Source organism: Kitasatospora purpeofusca (assembly GCF_036010405.1).
Classification (GTDB): domain Bacteria; phylum Actinomycetota; class Actinomycetes; order Streptomycetales; family Streptomycetaceae; genus Kitasatospora; species Kitasatospora purpeofusca.
This window is the reverse complement of sequence record NZ_CP108561.1, coordinates 2,043,019-2,059,815: the sequence shown is the minus strand read 5'-3', so window position 1 is coordinate 2,059,815 and position 16,797 is coordinate 2,043,019. Positions and strand designations below refer to the sequence as shown.

At 73.9% G+C, this 16,797-nt stretch carries 15 protein-coding genes; 9 read left to right on the top strand and 6 right to left on the bottom strand.

Going from position 1 to position 16,797, the window contains the following annotated elements:
• Positions 1-346: 346 nt before the first annotated feature.
• The 3 genes from OG715_RS08865 to OG715_RS08855 all read right to left on the bottom strand — a co-directional run bounded on the left by OG715_RS08865 (position 347) and on the right by OG715_RS08855 (position 3,737).
• Positions 347-835: a GNAT family N-acetyltransferase gene (locus OG715_RS08865; RefSeq protein ID WP_266275769.1), complete on the bottom strand. Its 489-nt coding sequence runs from the start codon at positions 833-835 to the stop codon at positions 347-349.
• Positions 836-1,074: 239 nt separating this feature from the next.
• Positions 1,075-2,682 (bottom strand): hypothetical protein, encoded by a 1,608-nt coding sequence (locus tag OG715_RS08860; RefSeq protein WP_407661099.1) that lies wholly within the window; start codon positions 2,680-2,682, stop codon positions 1,075-1,077.
• Positions 2,683-2,789: 107 nt separating this feature from the next.
• On the bottom strand, positions 2,790-3,737 hold the full coding sequence (locus OG715_RS08855) for an ATP-binding cassette domain-containing protein (RefSeq protein ID WP_266275773.1): 948 nt from the start codon (positions 3,735-3,737) through the stop codon (positions 2,790-2,792).
• A gap of 304 nt (positions 3,738-4,041) precedes the next feature.
• Here OG715_RS08855 and paaK point away from each other — a divergent pair, with 304 nt between their 5' ends.
• Entirely contained in the window at positions 4,042-5,439 is a 1,398-nt protein-coding gene (paaK, locus tag OG715_RS08850) for a phenylacetate--CoA ligase PaaK (RefSeq protein WP_407660957.1), read from the top strand.
• Positions 5,440-5,495: 56 nt separating this feature from the next.
• Here the strand turns inward: paaK and OG715_RS08845 are convergent, their stop codons facing one another.
• A complete protein-coding gene (locus OG715_RS08845; protein WP_266275775.1) occupies positions 5,496-5,909 on the bottom strand; it encodes a MarR family winged helix-turn-helix transcriptional regulator in 414 nt (137 codons plus the stop codon).
• 43 nt (positions 5,910-5,952) lie between these two features.
• Positions 5,953-6,795, bottom strand: a complete 843-nt coding sequence (locus OG715_RS08840; RefSeq protein WP_266275777.1) for an NAD(P)H-binding protein — start codon at positions 6,793-6,795, stop codon at positions 5,953-5,955.
• A 178-nt stretch (positions 6,796-6,973) separates the two neighbouring features.
• Between OG715_RS08840 and OG715_RS08835 the strand changes: the two genes are divergently transcribed.
• The 7 genes from OG715_RS08835 to OG715_RS08805 all read left to right on the top strand — a co-directional run bounded on the left by OG715_RS08835 (position 6,974) and on the right by OG715_RS08805 (position 14,958).
• A complete protein-coding gene (locus tag OG715_RS08835) occupies positions 6,974-7,465 on the top strand; it encodes a MarR family winged helix-turn-helix transcriptional regulator (protein WP_266275779.1) in 492 nt (163 codons plus the stop codon).
• Between the two features lie 113 nt (positions 7,466-7,578).
• Positions 7,579-7,935 (top strand): ArsR/SmtB family transcription factor, encoded by a 357-nt coding sequence (locus tag OG715_RS08830; protein ID WP_266275781.1) that lies wholly within the window; start codon positions 7,579-7,581, stop codon positions 7,933-7,935.
• A 142-nt stretch (positions 7,936-8,077) separates the two neighbouring features.
• Complete coding sequence (locus tag OG715_RS08825; RefSeq protein ID WP_266275783.1) at positions 8,078-9,487, top strand: MFS transporter; 1,410 nt, start codon at positions 8,078-8,080, stop codon at positions 9,485-9,487.
• 813 nt (positions 9,488-10,300) lie between these two features.
• The gene (locus tag OG715_RS08820; RefSeq protein ID WP_266277380.1) at positions 10,301-11,572 is read left to right on the top strand and encodes a galactose-1-phosphate uridylyltransferase; all 1,272 of its coding nucleotides are present in this window, start codon (positions 10,301-10,303) and stop codon (positions 11,570-11,572) included.
• Positions 11,569-12,726 (top strand): galactokinase, encoded by a 1,158-nt coding sequence (gene galK, locus OG715_RS08815; RefSeq protein ID WP_266275785.1) that lies wholly within the window; start codon positions 11,569-11,571, stop codon positions 12,724-12,726. The genes OG715_RS08820 and galK overlap by 4 nt, the downstream gene beginning before the upstream one ends.
• A 200-nt stretch (positions 12,727-12,926) precedes the next feature.
• Positions 12,927-13,844, top strand: a complete 918-nt coding sequence (locus tag OG715_RS08810; protein WP_266275787.1) for an SDR family NAD(P)-dependent oxidoreductase — start codon at positions 12,927-12,929, stop codon at positions 13,842-13,844.
• A gap of 115 nt (positions 13,845-13,959) precedes the next feature.
• The gene (locus OG715_RS08805; protein ID WP_266275789.1) at positions 13,960-14,958 is read left to right on the top strand and encodes a helix-turn-helix domain-containing protein; all 999 of its coding nucleotides are present in this window, start codon (positions 13,960-13,962) and stop codon (positions 14,956-14,958) included.
• 28 nt (positions 14,959-14,986) lie between these two features.
• Here OG715_RS08805 and OG715_RS08800 read toward each other — a convergent pair whose 3' ends face one another.
• Positions 14,987-15,367, bottom strand: coding sequence for a hypothetical protein (locus OG715_RS08800; RefSeq protein WP_266275791.1), 381 nt, complete (start codon positions 15,365-15,367; stop codon positions 14,987-14,989).
• A gap of 273 nt (positions 15,368-15,640) precedes the next feature.
• Here OG715_RS08800 and adhP point away from each other — a divergent pair, with 273 nt between their 5' ends.
• Positions 15,641-16,654, top strand: a complete 1,014-nt coding sequence (gene adhP / locus OG715_RS08795) for an alcohol dehydrogenase AdhP (RefSeq protein ID WP_266275793.1) — start codon at positions 15,641-15,643, stop codon at positions 16,652-16,654.
• Positions 16,655-16,797 lie beyond the last annotated feature (143 nt).

The window sequence follows — 16,797 nt, the reverse complement described above, 5'->3', positions numbered from 1 at the left end:
AGCGCCCGCCGGGTTCGGACGGCAAGGCATCCACTGGCGGCCGTTCGCGCGACCGACGAGGTTCGGAGCGGCGTCTCCGGCTTCGACCGGCGGCCCCGCTCGGGTCGGCCGGTGGGCTGGGGGGAGCAGCGCGGCGGCTGACCCGAAGGCCCTCGGAGCCGAGCCGCCCCGGGCGGCCGCAGCCCTGGTGACTCACCGCCGCTGCGGTCGAGCCGCACCCGGGAGCGGGCGATGGGGTCCTGCTTCCGGTCGGCGGGCCGACGGAACCGACCGAGAGCGGTGACGACCAGGTCGAGCTGGGCGGAGGACGGCCGTCGCTCTGCGAAGAACGCGGCGAAATCCAGTGCTACGCAAGGTCCTTTCGCATCAGGGTGCACAGCGTTTCGTACCGCCGGAGTGAGCCGTCCTCGGCCTCTACGTCCCAGGATTCGAGTTCACTTCCGAAGGCCCGGTATCCCAGGCGTTCGTAGAGGGCGCGGGCGCGCGGGTTGCTCTCCTCGACGCCGAGTTCGGCGAGGGCCAGGCCCTTGGCGCTGATCCGCTGCTCGGCGGAGCGGACCAGCAGCGTGCCGATCCCGCAGGACTGGAGGGCCGGGTGGACGCCGAGTTGCCAGAGGGTGCCGGCGCCTGGCCTGACCGTGTAGTCGATGCCGCCGACCGCCACCGGGAGGCCCGCCGGGGTGCAGACCGCCAGGTAGTCGACCTCGCCCGCTTCGGCGCGGCGGATCTGGTGGACCAGCTCGCGCACGTGCTTGGGGTAGCCGGCCCAGCCGCAGGACGGCAGGTCCGCGTCGGTGAGGTCGCGCACCGACAGGTGCAGCCTGATCTCGGTCATCGCCGCCTCCCCGTCCTCCGGCAGTGGCCGTCTCCCATTTCAGCAAGCGGTCTCCTTGCCGTCCAAGGGTTTTGGATCGGTCCCGACTTGAGCCGGAAGGGCTTGTGCTCGGACCGGGACCCGCAGACCAGCACGGGCTGTGGCTGTGGCTCGGGCTCGGCCGGTCCCGGGCGGTTGCCGTTCAGCGGGTCCCCTGCGCCCGCCGAACGGCAACCGCCTGCTCGGGGTTCACTCGGGGGTCAGTCGCGGAGCGTGCGGCGGGTTGTCGTGGTGAGCAGGGCGGTGGCGAGGAGGGCCAGGGTGATGGCGGTGACCAGGAGGGGGGAAGGGCCGGCGGGGTGGCCGGCGCGGCGGACGGTGCCCATGAAGTCGAGGGCGGCGATCTGGTTCACCGCCAGGTACCAGAGCGGCAGGTAGAGGGCCTGGAAGAGGCGGTGGGTGCGGGAGAGGATGCCGAGGGCGAGGGCGAGTGAGGGGATGAACAGGGCGCCCGCCGACCAGGCCGCCACCCCGGCGAGGTCGCCGGCCGCGACGAGCCGGACCAGGACACCCGCACCGATCAGGGCGGTGAGCAGCACCCCGGCGGCCCATTCGGCGAGCAGTCGGGCGCGGGCGGCCGGGTAGGCGCCGAGCAGGACCTCAAGGTCGTTCTCGGCCGAGCGGCTCCCGAGGCGGGACCAGAGCAGTACCGGCCAGACCCAGGCGGCGGGCAGTACCGCGCCGACGCCGGTGTCCGATGGAACGGAGAGCCCGGCCAGCACCAGGCCGGCTGCCACGAGCCACCACCAGCGCGAGGCGTCGGCGAACAGGATCCGCGCCTCACCGAGCAGCAGCCGGCCGAAGTGGGAGCCGAAGCGGGATCGGGACCGGTGGTGGGCCTGGGGCGCGGAGGCGGGCCCGGCGGGCGGCGCGACGGGCGCGGCCGCAGCGCGGACGGGACCAGGGACGGGGGCGGCGAGGGGGGCGGACGCCGTACCGTCGGAGTGCCGCTCGGCCGTCCTGGCGCGAGCGGGGTCGAAGCGGGTGAACCACAGGGCCGACAGCGCGGCGAGCACCACCGCGAGCAGGACGAGCAGCAGCCGCTGGGCGAGGAACCCGGTCCCGAAGTCCACGCCGTCCCAGCGGAACGCTTCCAGTGGGGAGTCCACCTTGGTGAGGCCGAGGCTGAAGTCGTCGCCGCCCAGGTCGACGCCTCGCGCGGCCAGCGTGTCGCGCAGCGAGGCGGCCACCGGGCCGAGGCCGAGCCCGCCGAACGGTGCGCCGGGCGCCTCCCCGGCGATCAGGAGGGCCGGTGCGAACGTGAACCAGGTGACATTGCCCAGCCCCCCGCGCAGCAGCGGCACCGTTTCGAACAGGACGGCCAGTGCCGCGGTCGCCGCGAGCATCGGCAGGGTCAGCACCAGGAACGGCGTCAGCAGCGCGACCGGGTCGAGCGCCCGGTCCTCGCCCCGGACCAGTTGCAGGGCGGGTGCGGTGAGCGCGAGCACGCCGAGCATCGAACCGAGCACCAGCAGATTGCCGAGGAACTTCGCCAGCATCAGTTCGACGTTGCGCAGCGGAGCCGCGGCCAGGAGCTGACCGACCCCGGTCTCCTCGTCCCGGCCCAGGCCCTTGCGCACCACGTAGAACCCGCCGAGGCTGAGCCACAGCGTGCCCGCCAGAGCGGTCGCCGTGCCGACGTACGCGCTGTTGTACTCCCCCCGGTAGGAGCCGAGCGCGAGGATCGCCCAGTGCCCGTCGGCGGGCGGGACGGCGAGCAGGCCCAGGCCCACTGCGGCGAGGAGCGTCACCGCGTAGGCGGGGCGGCGGATCCGGTCCCGGAAGTCGCCGAGCGCCAGCCGGCCGATCCGGCTCACCGGGCCGGTCCGCCCGGACCCACCGGCAGCGGCGCCGGGGGCACGTCCGGTCTGTGCCCGGGACCCGTCGGGGTGGGACGGGCGGAGAACGCTCCGGGTCATCGCCGCACCCCCGGACGGGCCGCGGCGGCCGAGGGGGCGAAGGCGGGCCCGTCGTGTGCCGACCGGACCAGCCCCAGGTAGGCATCCTCCAGGTCCGGCGCGACCGGCACCGCCCCGGCGGTCGGCTGGCCGTCCGCGAGGAGCCGCAGCCGCACCCGCCCGTCCCCCGCGCGCACCATCCGGCTCACCACGAAGTGCTGCTGCACGGCCGCCACCGAGCCCGCGTCCACCAGGACCTCCCACACCCGGCCGGCCTGGCCGTGCAGCAGCTCCTCCGGACTGCCCCGGCGCAGCAGCCGCCCGCCGGCGAGGACCGCGATGTCCCCGGCGACCGACTCGATGTCGGAGACGATATGGGTGGACAGCAGCACCACCCGGTCCTCGGCGAGGGTGCTCAGCAGATTGCGGAAGCGCACCCGTTCCTCCGGATCGAGGCCGGCGGTGGGTTCGTCGACGACGATGACGCCCGGGTCCCCGAGCAGCGCCTGGGCGATACCGACCCGGCGCAGCATGCCGCCCGAGTACGCGCCGAGCGGCCTCCGCACCGCCTCGGTCAGGTTGACCAGCGCGAGCAGTTCGTCGATCCGGGCCCGGGCGGCCCGGGCGGGAAGCCCCTTGGCGGCCGCGAGGTAGGACAGGAACTCGCGCGAGGTGAGGTGCGGGTGGACGCCGAAGTCCTGCGGGAGGAAGCCGAGTTCCCGCCGGAGCAGATCAGGGTGGGCGAGCACGTCGGCCCCCCGGTAGGTGAGCCGTCCGGAGGTGGGCCGGGTCACGGTGGCGACGATCCGCATCAGCGAGGACTTGCCCGCGCCGTTCGGTCCGAGCAGGCCGAGCAGCCCGGGGCCGAGTCGCAGCGAGAGGCCGTCGACCGCGTGCTTGCCGCTCCGGTAGACCTTGCTGACGTCGGTCAGTTCGAGGTGGGGTGTGACATCGGATCGGCTCATGCGCCTGTGCTCCGCTCTCCCGGTCGTGGGTGGGATGGTGACTGACTGCGACCAGCCTCCCCGGTCGGCCTCGCCCTGCCATCTGCCGATCGGCATAGATCCGGCGCCTTTTTCCGGAGCGAGAACCTGCCGATCGGCACAGGTTGACGCCCGGGGGCGGGGGCAAAGTTCTGAGCGAGGGCGACGGGCGCCGACCTGCGAGGTCACCGGCGTGCCGAGCCTTGACAGGTGGTTCGGGCACTGGATTACTTGGCTCCGGCCAGGGCCGACCGAATGGTCGGTAGTGCATTCTGAAGGAGGCACGATGAGCGGCGGAGCGAAGGATCCGGGTACGCCCGTGGGCCCGGGAGGAGAGGGGCGGGCGCCGACGCGTCTCGGTGAGGCGCCGCCGGTGGAACTCCTTGACGCCGGTGAGCGGATGACCGTCGAGGAGTTGCGGGCGCACCAGCTCAAGCACCTGCGGGCCACGCTGCGCCACGCCTACGACAACGTCGAGCTGTACCGGCGGAAGTTCGACGCGGCCGGCGTCACGCCCGAGGACTGTCGTGCCCTCGCCGACCTCGCCCGGTTCCCCCTCACCACCAAGGCCGACCTGCGCGACACGTACCCGTTCGGCATGTTCGCCGTCCCGAAGGAGAAGGTCCGCCGGATCCACGCCTCCAGTGGGACCACCGGCCTGCCGACCGTGGTCGGCTACACCGAGCACGACCTGGACGTCTGGGCGGACGTGGTGGCCCGCTCGATCCGGGCGGCCGGCGGGCGGCCCGGGCATACGGTGCACATCGCCTACGGCTACGGCCTGTTCACCGGCGGACTGGGTGCGCACGCGGGTGCCGAACGCGCCGGGTGCACCGTCGTCCCGGCCTCCGGCGGCATGACGGCCCGCCAGGTCCGGCTCATCCAGGACCTCAGGCCCGAGGTCATCATGGTCACCCCGTCCTACCTGCTCACCCTGCTGGACGAGTTCGAGCGGCAGGGCGTGGACCCGCGCGGCACCTCGCTGCGGATCGGAATCTTCGGCGCCGAACCGTGGACGGAGGAGATGCGCGCCGAGATCGAGAGGCGGACGGGCCTCCACGCCGTGGACATATACGGACTCTCCGAGGTGATGGGGCCGGGCGTCGCCCAGGAGTGCGTGGAGACCAAGGACGGCCTGCACATCTGGGAGGACCACTTCTACCCGGAGGTCGTCGACCCGCTGACCGACGAGGTGCTGCCGGAGGGCGAGGGCGGTGAACTCGTTTTCACCTCGCTCACCAAGGAGGCGCTGCCGGTGATCCGCTACCGCACCCGCGACCTCACCCGGCTGCTGCCCGGCACCGCGCGCCCCGCGTTCCGCCGGATGGCCAAGGTGACGGGTCGCAGCGACGACATGATCATCCTGCGCGGGGTCAACGTCTTCCCGACCCAGATCGAGGAGGTCCTGCTGCGGGTGCCCGCCGTCGCACCGCACTTCCAGTTGCGGCTTACCCGCCGGGGCCGGCTGGACCGGATGACGGTGCGGGTCGAGGCGCGGCCGGAGGTCGGGCCCGGGCAGCGCGAGGAGGCCGTCGCGGTGATCGCGCGGGCGGTGAAGGACGGCGTCGGCGTGAGTGTGGACGTCGAGGTGGTGGACCCGTACACGCTGGAGCGTTCGGTCGGCAAGATCCGTCGGATCGAGGACCTTCGGGAGCGCGGAGGGGAGGGGTCGGGAGTGGGTTGAGGGAGGGCCGCGGGGCGGGGTTCCGCGGCCGGCAACGGGCCCGTCCGGGCCGTGGTTCAGTGCCCCTGGTCGGAGTCCAGATTGAGGGCCATCCGCTCCAGGACGCCGACCGCGGTCCGGTACTCCTCGGGCGAGATGCCGGCGACGGAGGCCTCGCGGAAGGCGGCGACGCGCTCGCCGACCCGGGCGAGGCGGGCGCGGCCGTCCTCCGTCGGGGCGAGCTGCTCCGCCGCCGGTCGGAGGACCCAGCCGTCGGCGAGGACGGCGGTGATGGCGTCGGTCAGTTCGGCGGGTGAGGCGTTGGCGGTCAGAGAGGTGAGGACGGTCGTGTCGGTGGTGCGGGGGTCGGCCGCGACGACGTTGAGCACTTGCCAGGTCAGCCGGGTGAGGCCGTACTCGGCCAGCATGGCGTTCATGGTGGTGGTGAGGGCGAGGTCGGTGCGGTTGAGCCAGTAGCCGATGGGTTTCACGTCGTTCTCCTGCGCCGGTCGCGACATCGAGGGCTGTGGCGGCTCAGGGCCGGGTGAACGCGGCGGTGTTCTCGCGGGCCCACTGGTGGAAGCTTCGCGCGGGGCGGCCGAGGAGGGTCAGGGTGGTGTCGTGAACGGGGGCGGGCCCATGGGTCGCGGCCTCCCAGAGGTCGAGCAGGGAGGTGACGACAGGAGCGGGCATGTGACGCCCCATCTGCTCCTCGGCCTCGGCACGGCTGATCCGCTCGACCGGGATCTCGCGGCCGAGGACCTCGGCGAGGACGGCGAGTTGGTCACGGAAGGTGAGCGACTCGGGGCCGGTCGGGGTGGGCGCGGAGCCGGTGAGGGGGCCGGTCAGGGCCTCGGCGGCGATGTCGGAGAGATCCTCGGGGTGGATGGGCGCGATGTGCGCGTCCGGGTGGGCGAGTCGGATCGGCAGGCCCCGGCCGATGGAGTACGCCCAGCCCAGGGAGTTGCTGGCGAAGGCATCCGGGCGCAGAAAGGTGCAGTCAAGGCCGGAGTCGGCGAGCGCACGCTCGACCAGGAGGCTGTGACCCGCGAGCGGGTCGTTCTCGGCATCGGGGCCGAGGACGGAGGACGAGGAGAGCAGGACGACGTGTTCGACACCGGCCGCTTCGGCGGCCTCGACGAACGCGTTGATGCCGGCGGGCTGGGGATAGAGGAAAACCTGCTGGACGCCGCGCAGTGCGGCGGCGAAGGCCTCGGGGCGGTCGAGGGCGAGCTCGGTGCGCTCGACGCCGTCGGGAACGGTCAGGTCGGCAGGCCGGGCGCTGGCGGCGCGGACGGAGTGCCCGGCGGCGTGCAGGCGGGCGATGACGCCCTGGCCGACCTTGCCACGGGAGCCGGTGACGAGGGTGGTGGTCATGAGGAGGAGTCCGTTCGTTTGCGTCAGGTGGTGAGCGGGTCGGGTCGCGGGCCGACTGGGACCCGGCTGTGCGCATCCTGCCAATATCAATGCTGATCTACATATGCATGATGTCCTGCACACGTTTTCACGTCAACACATGTCTTCATCGGCTCACGCACACGGATAGGCTGCCCGCATGACGACAAAGCCCGGGCCGGGCGAGGGCGAGGACCTCCTGAACGCCGTGGGGCCGGCCTTCGGGCGGCTGCGGCGCTCCTCACTGCTCGACGTCGAGGACCCGATCTCCCAGAAGGACCTCAGTCGGACGCTGGTCCTGCGGATCGTCCAGGACGTCACCGGTCAGGACGGTCGCGAGGTCACCGTCGGCGCCGTCGCCGAGCACCTGGGTGTCGACCCCTCGGTGGGCAGCCGCATGGTGTCGGACTGCATCTCGGCCGGATATCTCGTCCGCGCTGCCTCCCAGCAGGACGGCCGCCGGACGGTCCTGCTCCTCAGCCCGGAGGGCGAGGAGGTGATGGAGCGCTTCCGTCAGTACCAGCGCTCGGCCTTCGAGCAGATCACCGCCGAGTGGCCCGACAGCGAGCGACTGGAGTTCGCCCGCCTGATGGTGAAGTACGTCGAATCCCAGGACGCCCTGCGCACCCGCCTCCGCCGCACCCCCCGCTGAACCTGCCCCGGATGCCGGGGAGTGGCAGCACCGGCTCCGGGGTCGCCTCGTCAACAGTGGACTGGCTTCGTCGGCTTGACGCGCCGGCCTCGTGCGATGTCTACGATGAGGTCATGAGCGGGAGCCTCCAGGTATCAGGTGCACATATCTCGCAGGTGGCCGAGGCGGACGAACGGCTGGATGTCGCTGCCGGGATCCTTGCGCTGCTGGCCGACCGGACCCGGCTTGCGCTGCTGCAGCGGCTGAGTGAGGGGGAGGCGGATGTGACGACCCTGACCGAGGCGGCCGGTGCGGCGCGGCCGTCGGTCAGCCAGCACCTGGGCAAGCTGCGGCTGGCCGGGCTGGTGTCCACCCGCAAGGACGGGCGCCGGGTCGTGTACGCGCTGCGGCACGGGCATCTGCGGCGGCTGGTCCAGGAGGCACTGAGCGTGGCCGATCACCAGATCAGCGGACTGCCGCCGCACGACTGAGCTGCTCCGCGTCGCCCCTCGATGCCCTTCGGGGAGTCTTTGACTCCCAATAGGTGCACACGTACGCACATGTTGTCTTATCCTGGAAGGGACCCCACCGGCCCGCGCCACCTCGGCGCGCTCCGCACGAACGGAGTCCCCGATGCTCTCCGTCCTCCGCAACCGCACCTACCGACACCTGTTCGTCGCCCAGGTCGTCGCCCTTGCCGGGACCGGCCTGGCCACCGTGGCGCTGGGCCTGCTCGCCTACGATCTCGCCGGGGCCGACGCCGGGTCGGTGCTCGGCACGGCGTTGGCGATCAAGATGGTCGCCTACGTCGGTATCGCCCCGGTCGTGGCCGCGCTCGCGCACCGGATCCCGCGCCGTCGGCTGCTGGTCGCCGCCGACCTGGCCCGTGCGGGCGTGGCGCTCGCACTGCCGTTCGTCGGTTCGGTGTGGCAGGTCTACCTGTTGATCTTCGTCCTCCAGGCGGCCTCGGCCACCTTCACCCCGGCGTTCCAGTCGGTGATCCCCGATGTGCTGCCCGAGGAGCGCGACTACACCCGGGCGCTGTCGCTCTCCCGGCTCGCCTACGACACGGAGACCCTGGTCAGCCCGGTGCTGGCGGCCGCGTTGCTCGCGCTGGTCGGCTACCGGTGGCTGTTCTGGGGGACGGTGATCGGCTTCCTCGCCTCGGCGGTCCTCGTCGTCTCGGTGGTCCTGCCCGGCGCGGTCCTGGCGGCACGGGGCAACCCGGGCAAGGCCGACGCCGGAAGCCGCTCGGCCGGCGCGCGCTCGGCCGGTGCGCGCTCCCTCGCCGGGATCCGGCTGTTCCTCTCCGTGCCGCGCCTGCGGGCGCTGCTCGCCCTGGACCTCGCGGTGGCGGCCGGCGGCGCGATGGTGATCGTCAACACGGTCGTCTACGTCCGCGAGGAGCTGGGCCGCCCGGCGGGCGACGTCCCGCTCGCCCTCGGCGCTTACGGCGGAGGCTCGATGCTGGTCGCGCTGCTGCTGCCCCGGGTGCTGGACCGGGTCGCCGACCGAACGGTGATGCTGCCGGCCGCCTTCGCCGTCGCAGGCCTCCTCGCCGCCCTGGCGGTCGTCACCACGGCGGGCGGCGGGGCGTGGCGCTGGCCCGCGCTGCTCATTTTGTGGGCCGGGCTCGGCGCGGCGGGTTCGCTGATCCTGACGCCGGGCGGCCGTCTGCTGCGGTCCGCCGTCCCGCCGGCCGACCTCCCGGCCGCCTTCGCCGCGCAGTTCTCGCTCACCCACGTCTGCTGGCTGCTCGCCTACCCGCTGGCCGGCTGGCTCGGTGCCACCGCCGGGCTCCCCGCGGCCACGGTGGCCCTCGCAGTCCTCGCCCTGGCCTCGGCGGGCCTGGCGACCCGGGTCTGGCGCACCGGGGCCACAGTCGCCCGGCCTGCCATCGCCCCGGCCCCGGCCCCGGCTGCCGTGACGGTCCGCCCCCACCGCCGCCATGCGCGACGGCCCGTCCACCGACGCCCGCTGCACGCCCCGTCCGGTCGGGCCCTTGTTCGGCACCATCACCACCGCCACCCTGCGGCCCCCTGACAATGACCGCTCATCGCGCCCCCGGGAGCCTTGCGCTCCCGGGGGCGCTCCATGTCCGGTCCGGCGGGGGAGCGGCTCTTTCGTGTCCCTGTCTCTCGCGTCCCGTACTTTGCAAAGTCGGACTTTGCAAAGTACGGGAAACGGCTACCTGGATGGCGCTGAACTGGTGTTATGTACTCAGAACTTTGCAAATAGCTCCTATTTGCAAAGTGCTGCGAGGGAAGTGTGAGGGCGCCAGTGCCACCGAGGTCCAGCGCCCCGGCCCAGCGCCCTGGCCCAGCGCCCCGGCCGGCGCCCTGGCCCGGGCCGTCCGCGCTCCGACGGTCCGGGTGACGCCCGGTCGTCGCGGTCGTTGCTCCGGGTGGAGGCCCCGGCGGGTGGGTGCGGTTCGCGTCGACTGTCAGGCTGGTCCGCGAGTGCCGACAGCCGGGGAAGCCTGGGCGGACTCGACGGCCCGAACCGGGCCGTGTGACCCGCCGTGCCGACCAGGGAGGATGCGTCCGGGCACCCGGCCGGCGGCTGATTTCGGAATCGGGGTGGACCCAGGGCTCGCATGTTGATTCATGTTCGATATTGTTTGTTCATGTGGTTGAAGGGAAGCCCCAGGAGAGGGAGCACGTCATGGCCCCAACGGTGACCGACGCGACCGGCCAGTTCGGCGCGAGTGGGTCGGCAGACGCGAGCGGAACGACCGGTACCGCCACGTCCTCCGGCCTGAACGCTCAGGCCGGTACGAGCAGGCAGGCCGGTGCGACGACCAGGACGGTCACCGAACTGGCCGACGGCCGCGAGCTGATCTACTACGACCGGGGCATGCCGCCCACCGCCCGGGCCGTCGCCGACCTGCGTCCGCTGGACGCCGTCGCGCCCTCCTCGGAGGTCCGGCAGGATCCGATGACCGGCGCCTGGGTGACCGTCGCGGCCCACCGCCAGGCGCGCACCTACCACCCGCCGGCCGACGAGTGCCCGCTCTGCCCCAGTCGTGAGGGCCGGTTGAGCGAGATCCCGGCCGGCGACTACCAGGTGGCCGTCTTCGAGAACCGCTTCCCCTCCCTCGCGGGCGAGCCGGGCACCCACCCCGTGCCGCCGGCCCTCGACGACCCGCTGCACAGCCGCGGACCGGGCGTCGGCCGGTGCGAGGTGGTCTGCTTCACCGCCGACCACGACGCCTCCTTCGCCGATCTCGACGAGGACCACGCCCGCCTGGTGCTGGATGCCTGGACCGACCGCACCGCGGAACTCTCCGCGCTGCCCGGCGTCCGCCAGGTCTACTGCTTCGAGAACCGCGGCACCGAGATCGGTGTCACCCTCGCCCACCCGCACGGCCAGGTCTACGCGCTGCCGTTCGTCCCCCCGCGCACGGCCAAGATGATCGACCAGGCCGCCCGGCACCGTGCCGCCACCGGCCGCAACCTCTTCGACGACCTCGTGGCCGCCGAGCGCGCCTCCGCCGGCAGCCTGTCCGCCGGTACCCCCGCCGGTACCCCCGCCGGTACCCCCGCCGGCGGCCCCTCCGCCGACAGTGCCCCGGGCGACCACCCGGAGGACAGCCGGGTCGTCCTGGCCGGGGAGCACTGGACCGCCTTCGTGCCCTTCGCCGCCCGCTGGCCCTACGAGGTCCACCTCTTCCCCAACCGCCGCGTCCCCGACTTCACCGGACTGAACGAGGACGAGCGCGCCGAGTTCCCCCGGATCTACCTCGACCTGCTGCGCCGCTTCGACCGGCTCTTCAGCGACGGCGACCGGCAGGTCCGCGCGCCCTACATCGCCGCCTGGCACCAGGCCCCGGCCGGCCACGAGGACGAACTCGCCCTCCACCTGGAGCTGTTCACCGTCCGGCGGACGGCCGACAAGCTCAAGTACCTGGCCGGTACCGAGTCCGGCATGGAGGCGTTCATGAACGACGTCGCCCCGGAGTTCGCCGCCCGGCGGCTGCGCGAGGTCGGCCAGGCCGGACCCGCGAACCCGACCGGCCCCACCCCCGCCGTCGACCCGACCCCCGCAACCAGCCCCACCCCCGCCGCCGGTCCGACAGCCGCAACCGGCCCGGCCCCCGCCCCGACCGCCCAGGAAGCGCAGCGATGACCCCCACGTCCCCCACGCCCCCGTCCGCCGCCTTCGAGGAGCTCTACGGCCACGCCCCCGAGGGCGTCTGGGTGGCCCCCGGCCGGGTCAACCTGATCGGCGAACACACCGACTACAACGACGGGTTCGTCCTCCCGATCGCTCTCCCGCAGGCCGTCCGCGCCTACGCCCGCCGCCGCGCCGACGGCGTGCTGCGCCTCGCCTCGACCCGGGTCCCCGGCGAGGTCGTCGAGCTGGACGTCGCCGGGCTGGCCCCGGGCGGCGTGTCCGGCTGGGCCGCGTACCCCGCCGCGGTCGTGTGGACGCTGCGCGAGGCGGGCCACCGGATCGGCGGCGCCGACGTCCTGCTCGACAGCGACGTGCCCGGCGGTGCCGGCCTCTCCTCCTCCGCCGCGCTGGAGTGCGCCGTCGCGATCACCTACAACGACCTGTACGAACTCGGTCTGGAAGCCGCCGAGCTGGCCAAGGTCGCGCAGCGCGCCGAGAACGACTTCGTCGGCGTCCCCTGCGGAATCATGGACCAGATGGCCTCGATGGCCTGCGGTGCCGGGACGGCCCTCCACCTGGACACGCGCGACCTGTCCGCCCGGTACGTCCCGCTCGACCTGGCGGGCGCGGGCCTCACCCTCCTGGTCCTTGACACCCGGGTGCAGCACGACCTCGCCGACGGCGCCTACGCCGCTCTGCGGGCCGGTTGCGAACGCGCCGCCGCGCTCCTGGGGCTGCCGGCGCTGCGTGACCTCGCCGCCGACGACCTCCCCGCGGCCCTGGACCGGCTGCCGGCCGAACTGGTCCCGCTGGTCCGGCACGTGGTGACCGAGAACGGCCGGGTCGAGCAGACCATGCGGGAGCTGGCGCAGCACGGGCCGGCTTCCCTCGGGCCGATCCTCACCGCCGGCCACGCCTCGCTGCGCGACGACTACCGGACGTCCTGCCCGGAGACGGACCTCGCCGTCTCCGTCGCCGTCACGGCCGGGGCGCTCGGCGCGCGGATGACGGGTGGCGGCTTCGGCGGTTCGGTGATCGCCCTGACCCGTACGGCCGACGCGGACGCGGTGGCCAAGGCGGTCACCGAGGCCTTCCTCGCGGAGGGCTGGGCCGCGCCGCACGTCTACCGGGCCGTGCCCTCCGCGGGCGCCCGCCGGGAGTCCTGACCGCCCCGCCGCCTCCGCCGCCCCGCCACGACCCCGCGACCGCGACCGTGTCGACCCCGCGACCGCGTCCGCCCCCGTCGACTCCCGGCGGGGGCGGACGCACGTCCGGGCAACTCGGCCTCCCCGTCAGGGTGGTCCTGCCGGACCCGGGGTCGGAACGGGCCTGGTCCGCCCCTCCGCCCGGCGGTGAGGCTGGGCACATGACCAACACCCACCGGAACACTCCTACCGTCCCCACCACCGCGCACGCCCCCACCATCCAGGACCAGGACTTCGAAGGCCGAACCGTGCTGGTCACCGGAGGCACGAGCGGCATGGGCCTCGCCACCGCGCGGGTGTTGCTGGACCGGGGTGCCAACGTGGTGATCACCGGCCGCGACGACGCCCGCCTCGCCCGCGCCGAGGCCGAACTCACCGGGGCCGAACTCACCGGGGCCGAACTCACCGAGGCCCGACTCGCCGGGGCCGGACTCGCCGGGGCCCGACTCATCCAAGCCGGACGCGCCGCCGCCGAGCGGGTGTTCGCGGTGCGCGCCGACTCCGCCCGTCCGGCCGACCTGGCCCGGTTGGCCGAGTTGGTGGGCGAGCGGTACGGCCACCTGCACGGGGTGTTCGCCAACGCCGGGGTCGGTGTCTTCGAGGCCCCGGCGGAGGTGACCGAGGAGAGCTTCGACCGCACCGTGGACGTCAACTTCAAGGGCGTCTTCTTCACCGTCCAGCACGCCCTGCCGCTGCTGGAGCAGGCCCCGGGCGGCGGTGCCGCGATCGTCCTCAACGCCTCCTGGACCCTGCACCGGGGCCTGCCCGACGCCCCGGTGTACGCGGCGACCAAGGCCGCCGTGCACAACCTCGCCCGCACCCTCGGCAGCGCGTTCGCCGGGCGGGGCGTCCGGATCAACTCGGTGAGCCCGGGCTACATCGTCACCGGGATGTTCCACGAGGTGATCACCGAACCGGCCCAGCAGGAGGCCGTGCGGGCGCGGATTCCGCTCGGCCGGCTGGGGGAGGCGGCGGACGTCGCCGAGACCGTCGCCTTCCTGCTCTCGCCCCGCGCCGCCTACATCACCGGCCAGGACATCGTGGTGGACGGCGGCGTGGTGGCGGTCGCGGGCCCCTGACGGGACGCGAGGCCGCCCGGTCCGGCCGGTCTGCGCCGGTCTGTCCCGTCCTGCCGTGGCTGCCTGGTCCTGCCAGGGCCAGGCAGCCAGAACGCCGACCGGACAGAATGACCGTATGAGCGTGAACCGAACGAGCCGCCCCGACCCCACCCCCGGCACCGCTGCTGGCGCCGTCCCCGGTGCCGTCCCCGGTGCTGTCCCCGGCACGACCACCGGCGCCGCCACCGCCGGTACCCCGGGCGGCCTCGCCGAGTTCCTGCGCACCCGCCGCTCCCGGCTCCGGCCCGAGGACGTCGACCTCCCCGACTTCGGCGGCCGCCGCCGGGTGGCGGGCCTGCGTCGCGAGGAGCTCGCCCAACTCGCCGGCGTCAGCGTCGACTACTACACCCGGCTCGAACAGGGCCGGGTCGGCAACCCGTCGGACGCCGTGCTCGACGCCGTCGCCCGCGCGCTGCGCCTCGACCCCGAGGAGGCCGGCCACCTGCACCGCCTCGCCCGCACCCGCCCGACCCGGGGCGGTGGCTCCGGCGGCACCGGTCGAGGCCCGGCCCGGGGCTCCGCCGCCCCGCAGAAGGTCCGGCCGTCGATGGCCCGGCTGCTCGACGCGATGCCCGACGTGCCGGCCGTGGTGATGGGCCGCCGGATGGACATCCTGGCCTGGAACAGCGCCGCCGCCGCCCTCCTCGGCGACTACGCGACGCTCGCCCCCGCCGAGCGGAACATCGCCCGGATCACCTTCCTCGACCCGGCCTCGCGCACCCTCTTCGACGACTGGGTGGGCTGCGCGCGCGAGAACGTCGCCTTCCTCCACCTGGAGGCCGGCCGCCGCCCCGACGACCCCCGGCTCGCCGAACTGATCGGCGAACTCTCGGTGCGCAGCCAGGAGTTCCGCCAGTGGTGGGCGGAGCACCCGGTCCGCGACAAGACCTCCGGCCACAAGGTGTTCCGCCACCCGCTGGTCGGCCGGATGGAGCTGGTCTACGACACCCTCCGCTCCGCCGACGACCCCGACCAGGCCCTGGTCACCTACACCGCCGACCCCGGCAGCCCCTCCGAGGACGCCCTTCGGATGCTGATCTCCTGGGAGGCCGACCGCGTCGCCCGGTCCCACTAGCCTCCTGACCTCCTGACCTCCTGGCCTCCTAGCTTCCCGACGGCTCCGGCCGTTCCTTCGGGCGGTAGTTCGGTCCCGCCTCTTCGATGTACGTCAGCAGGGCCGACCCGGCGGACGTGACGTCCAGCTCGACGACCACCTCCTCGTCCTCCCAGCGGCCGTGCTCCGAGACGACGAGGCCGATCAGGGCCACGTCGCCCGCCCGGCCGCGCAGTTCGTACTGCTCGATGCTCTCGCCGCGCAGCCCGTCGTCCGGGTCGTCGCGCTCCCAGGCGTCCACCGCGGCCTGCGCCACGGCCCTCGGCAGCCGCACCGTCACCCGGCCGACTTGGGCGTGGACGTGCTCCCCGATCGCGGCCAGCACCTTCGATTCCTTCCGGTACAGGGCGTACCGCTCCTCATCCACCATGGGGGCGACGCTACTCGGACCGCCGGACCCGGCTCGACCGAATTCCACCGTCCGACCGCAGCCCACCGGCCCCACCGGCGCCCTAGCCCGCCGGCCGACCGTGACCCACCGGTTCCACCGGCCCCACCGGCCCGCCGCACGCGGGACCATCGGCCCACCGGGTTCCACCCGTCCGGCCCTGGCGGCGAGCCCGGTCCGGGGGTGGGATGGAGGTGACCGGGGCCCGGGGGGTCGGGAAGCGGCTCCGGCGGCACGAAGGGCAGGAGCACGAACATGAAGGCCGCCGTCGTCCACGACTTCACCCAGCCGCTCGTGATCGAGGAGCGCCCGGTCCCCGAGCCCGGCCCGCACCAGGTGCGGGTGCGGATCGAAGCCTCCGGCCTCTGCCACACCGACATCCACGCCGCGCACGGCGACTGGCCGGTCCGGCCGACCCCGCCGTTCGTGCCCGGACACGAGGGCGTCGGCATCGTCGAGGCGGCGGGCGCCGAGGTCCGGCACGTCCGGGTGGGTGAGCGGGTGGCGATCCCGTGGCTCGCCGAGGCCTGCGGCCGCTGCGACCACTGCGTCTCCGGCTGGGAGACCCTCTGCACCCGGCAGCAGAACAGCGGCTACTCCGTCGACGGCGCCTACGCCGAGCAGGCCCTCGCCCACGGCGACTACGTCGTCCCCGTCCCCGACGGCCTCGACCCGCTGGACGCCGCCCCGCTCTCCTGCGCCGGTGTCACCACCTACAAGGCGCTCAAGGTCTCCGGCGCGGGCCCCGGCACCCGCGTCCTGGTATCCGGAATCGGCGGCCTCGGCCACCTCGCCCTCCAGTACGCCCGCCTGGCCGGCGCCGAGACCGTCGCCGTCGACGTCACCGACGACAAGCTGGCCCTCGCCCGCGAACTCGGCGCGGACCACGTCCTCGACGCCCGCGTCCAGGACGTCGCCGCCGAGGTCCAGAAGCTCGGCGGAGCCCACGCCGCGATCGCCCTCGCCGTCAGCAACGCCTCCTTCCAGGCCGCCTACGCCTCGCTGCGCCGCGGCGGCACCCTCGTCCTGGTGGCCCTGCCCGCCGAGGGCAGGCTCGAACTCCCGGTCTTCGACACCGTCCTGAACGGCACCAGGGTGATCGGCTCAATCGTCGGCACCCGCCAGGACCTCGCCGAGGTCTTCCGCCTCCACGCCCTCGGCCGCACCCGCGTCATCCGCGAGACCCGCCGCCTCGCCGACGTCAACACCTGCTTCGACGAGGTCCTCTCCGGCCGCACCCCCGCCCGCCTGGTCTTCGACCTGCGCTGACCACCCCGCCGCCGCCTTCGGCCCAGCGCCCGCCGCCTTCGACCCAGCGCTCGCCCCCTTCGACCCGGCGCCCGCCCCCGCCCGCCCCCGGCGTCCGGGGGCGGGCGCTTCGGCCTCCGGCCGACTTCCGTGACCTGCGCCGA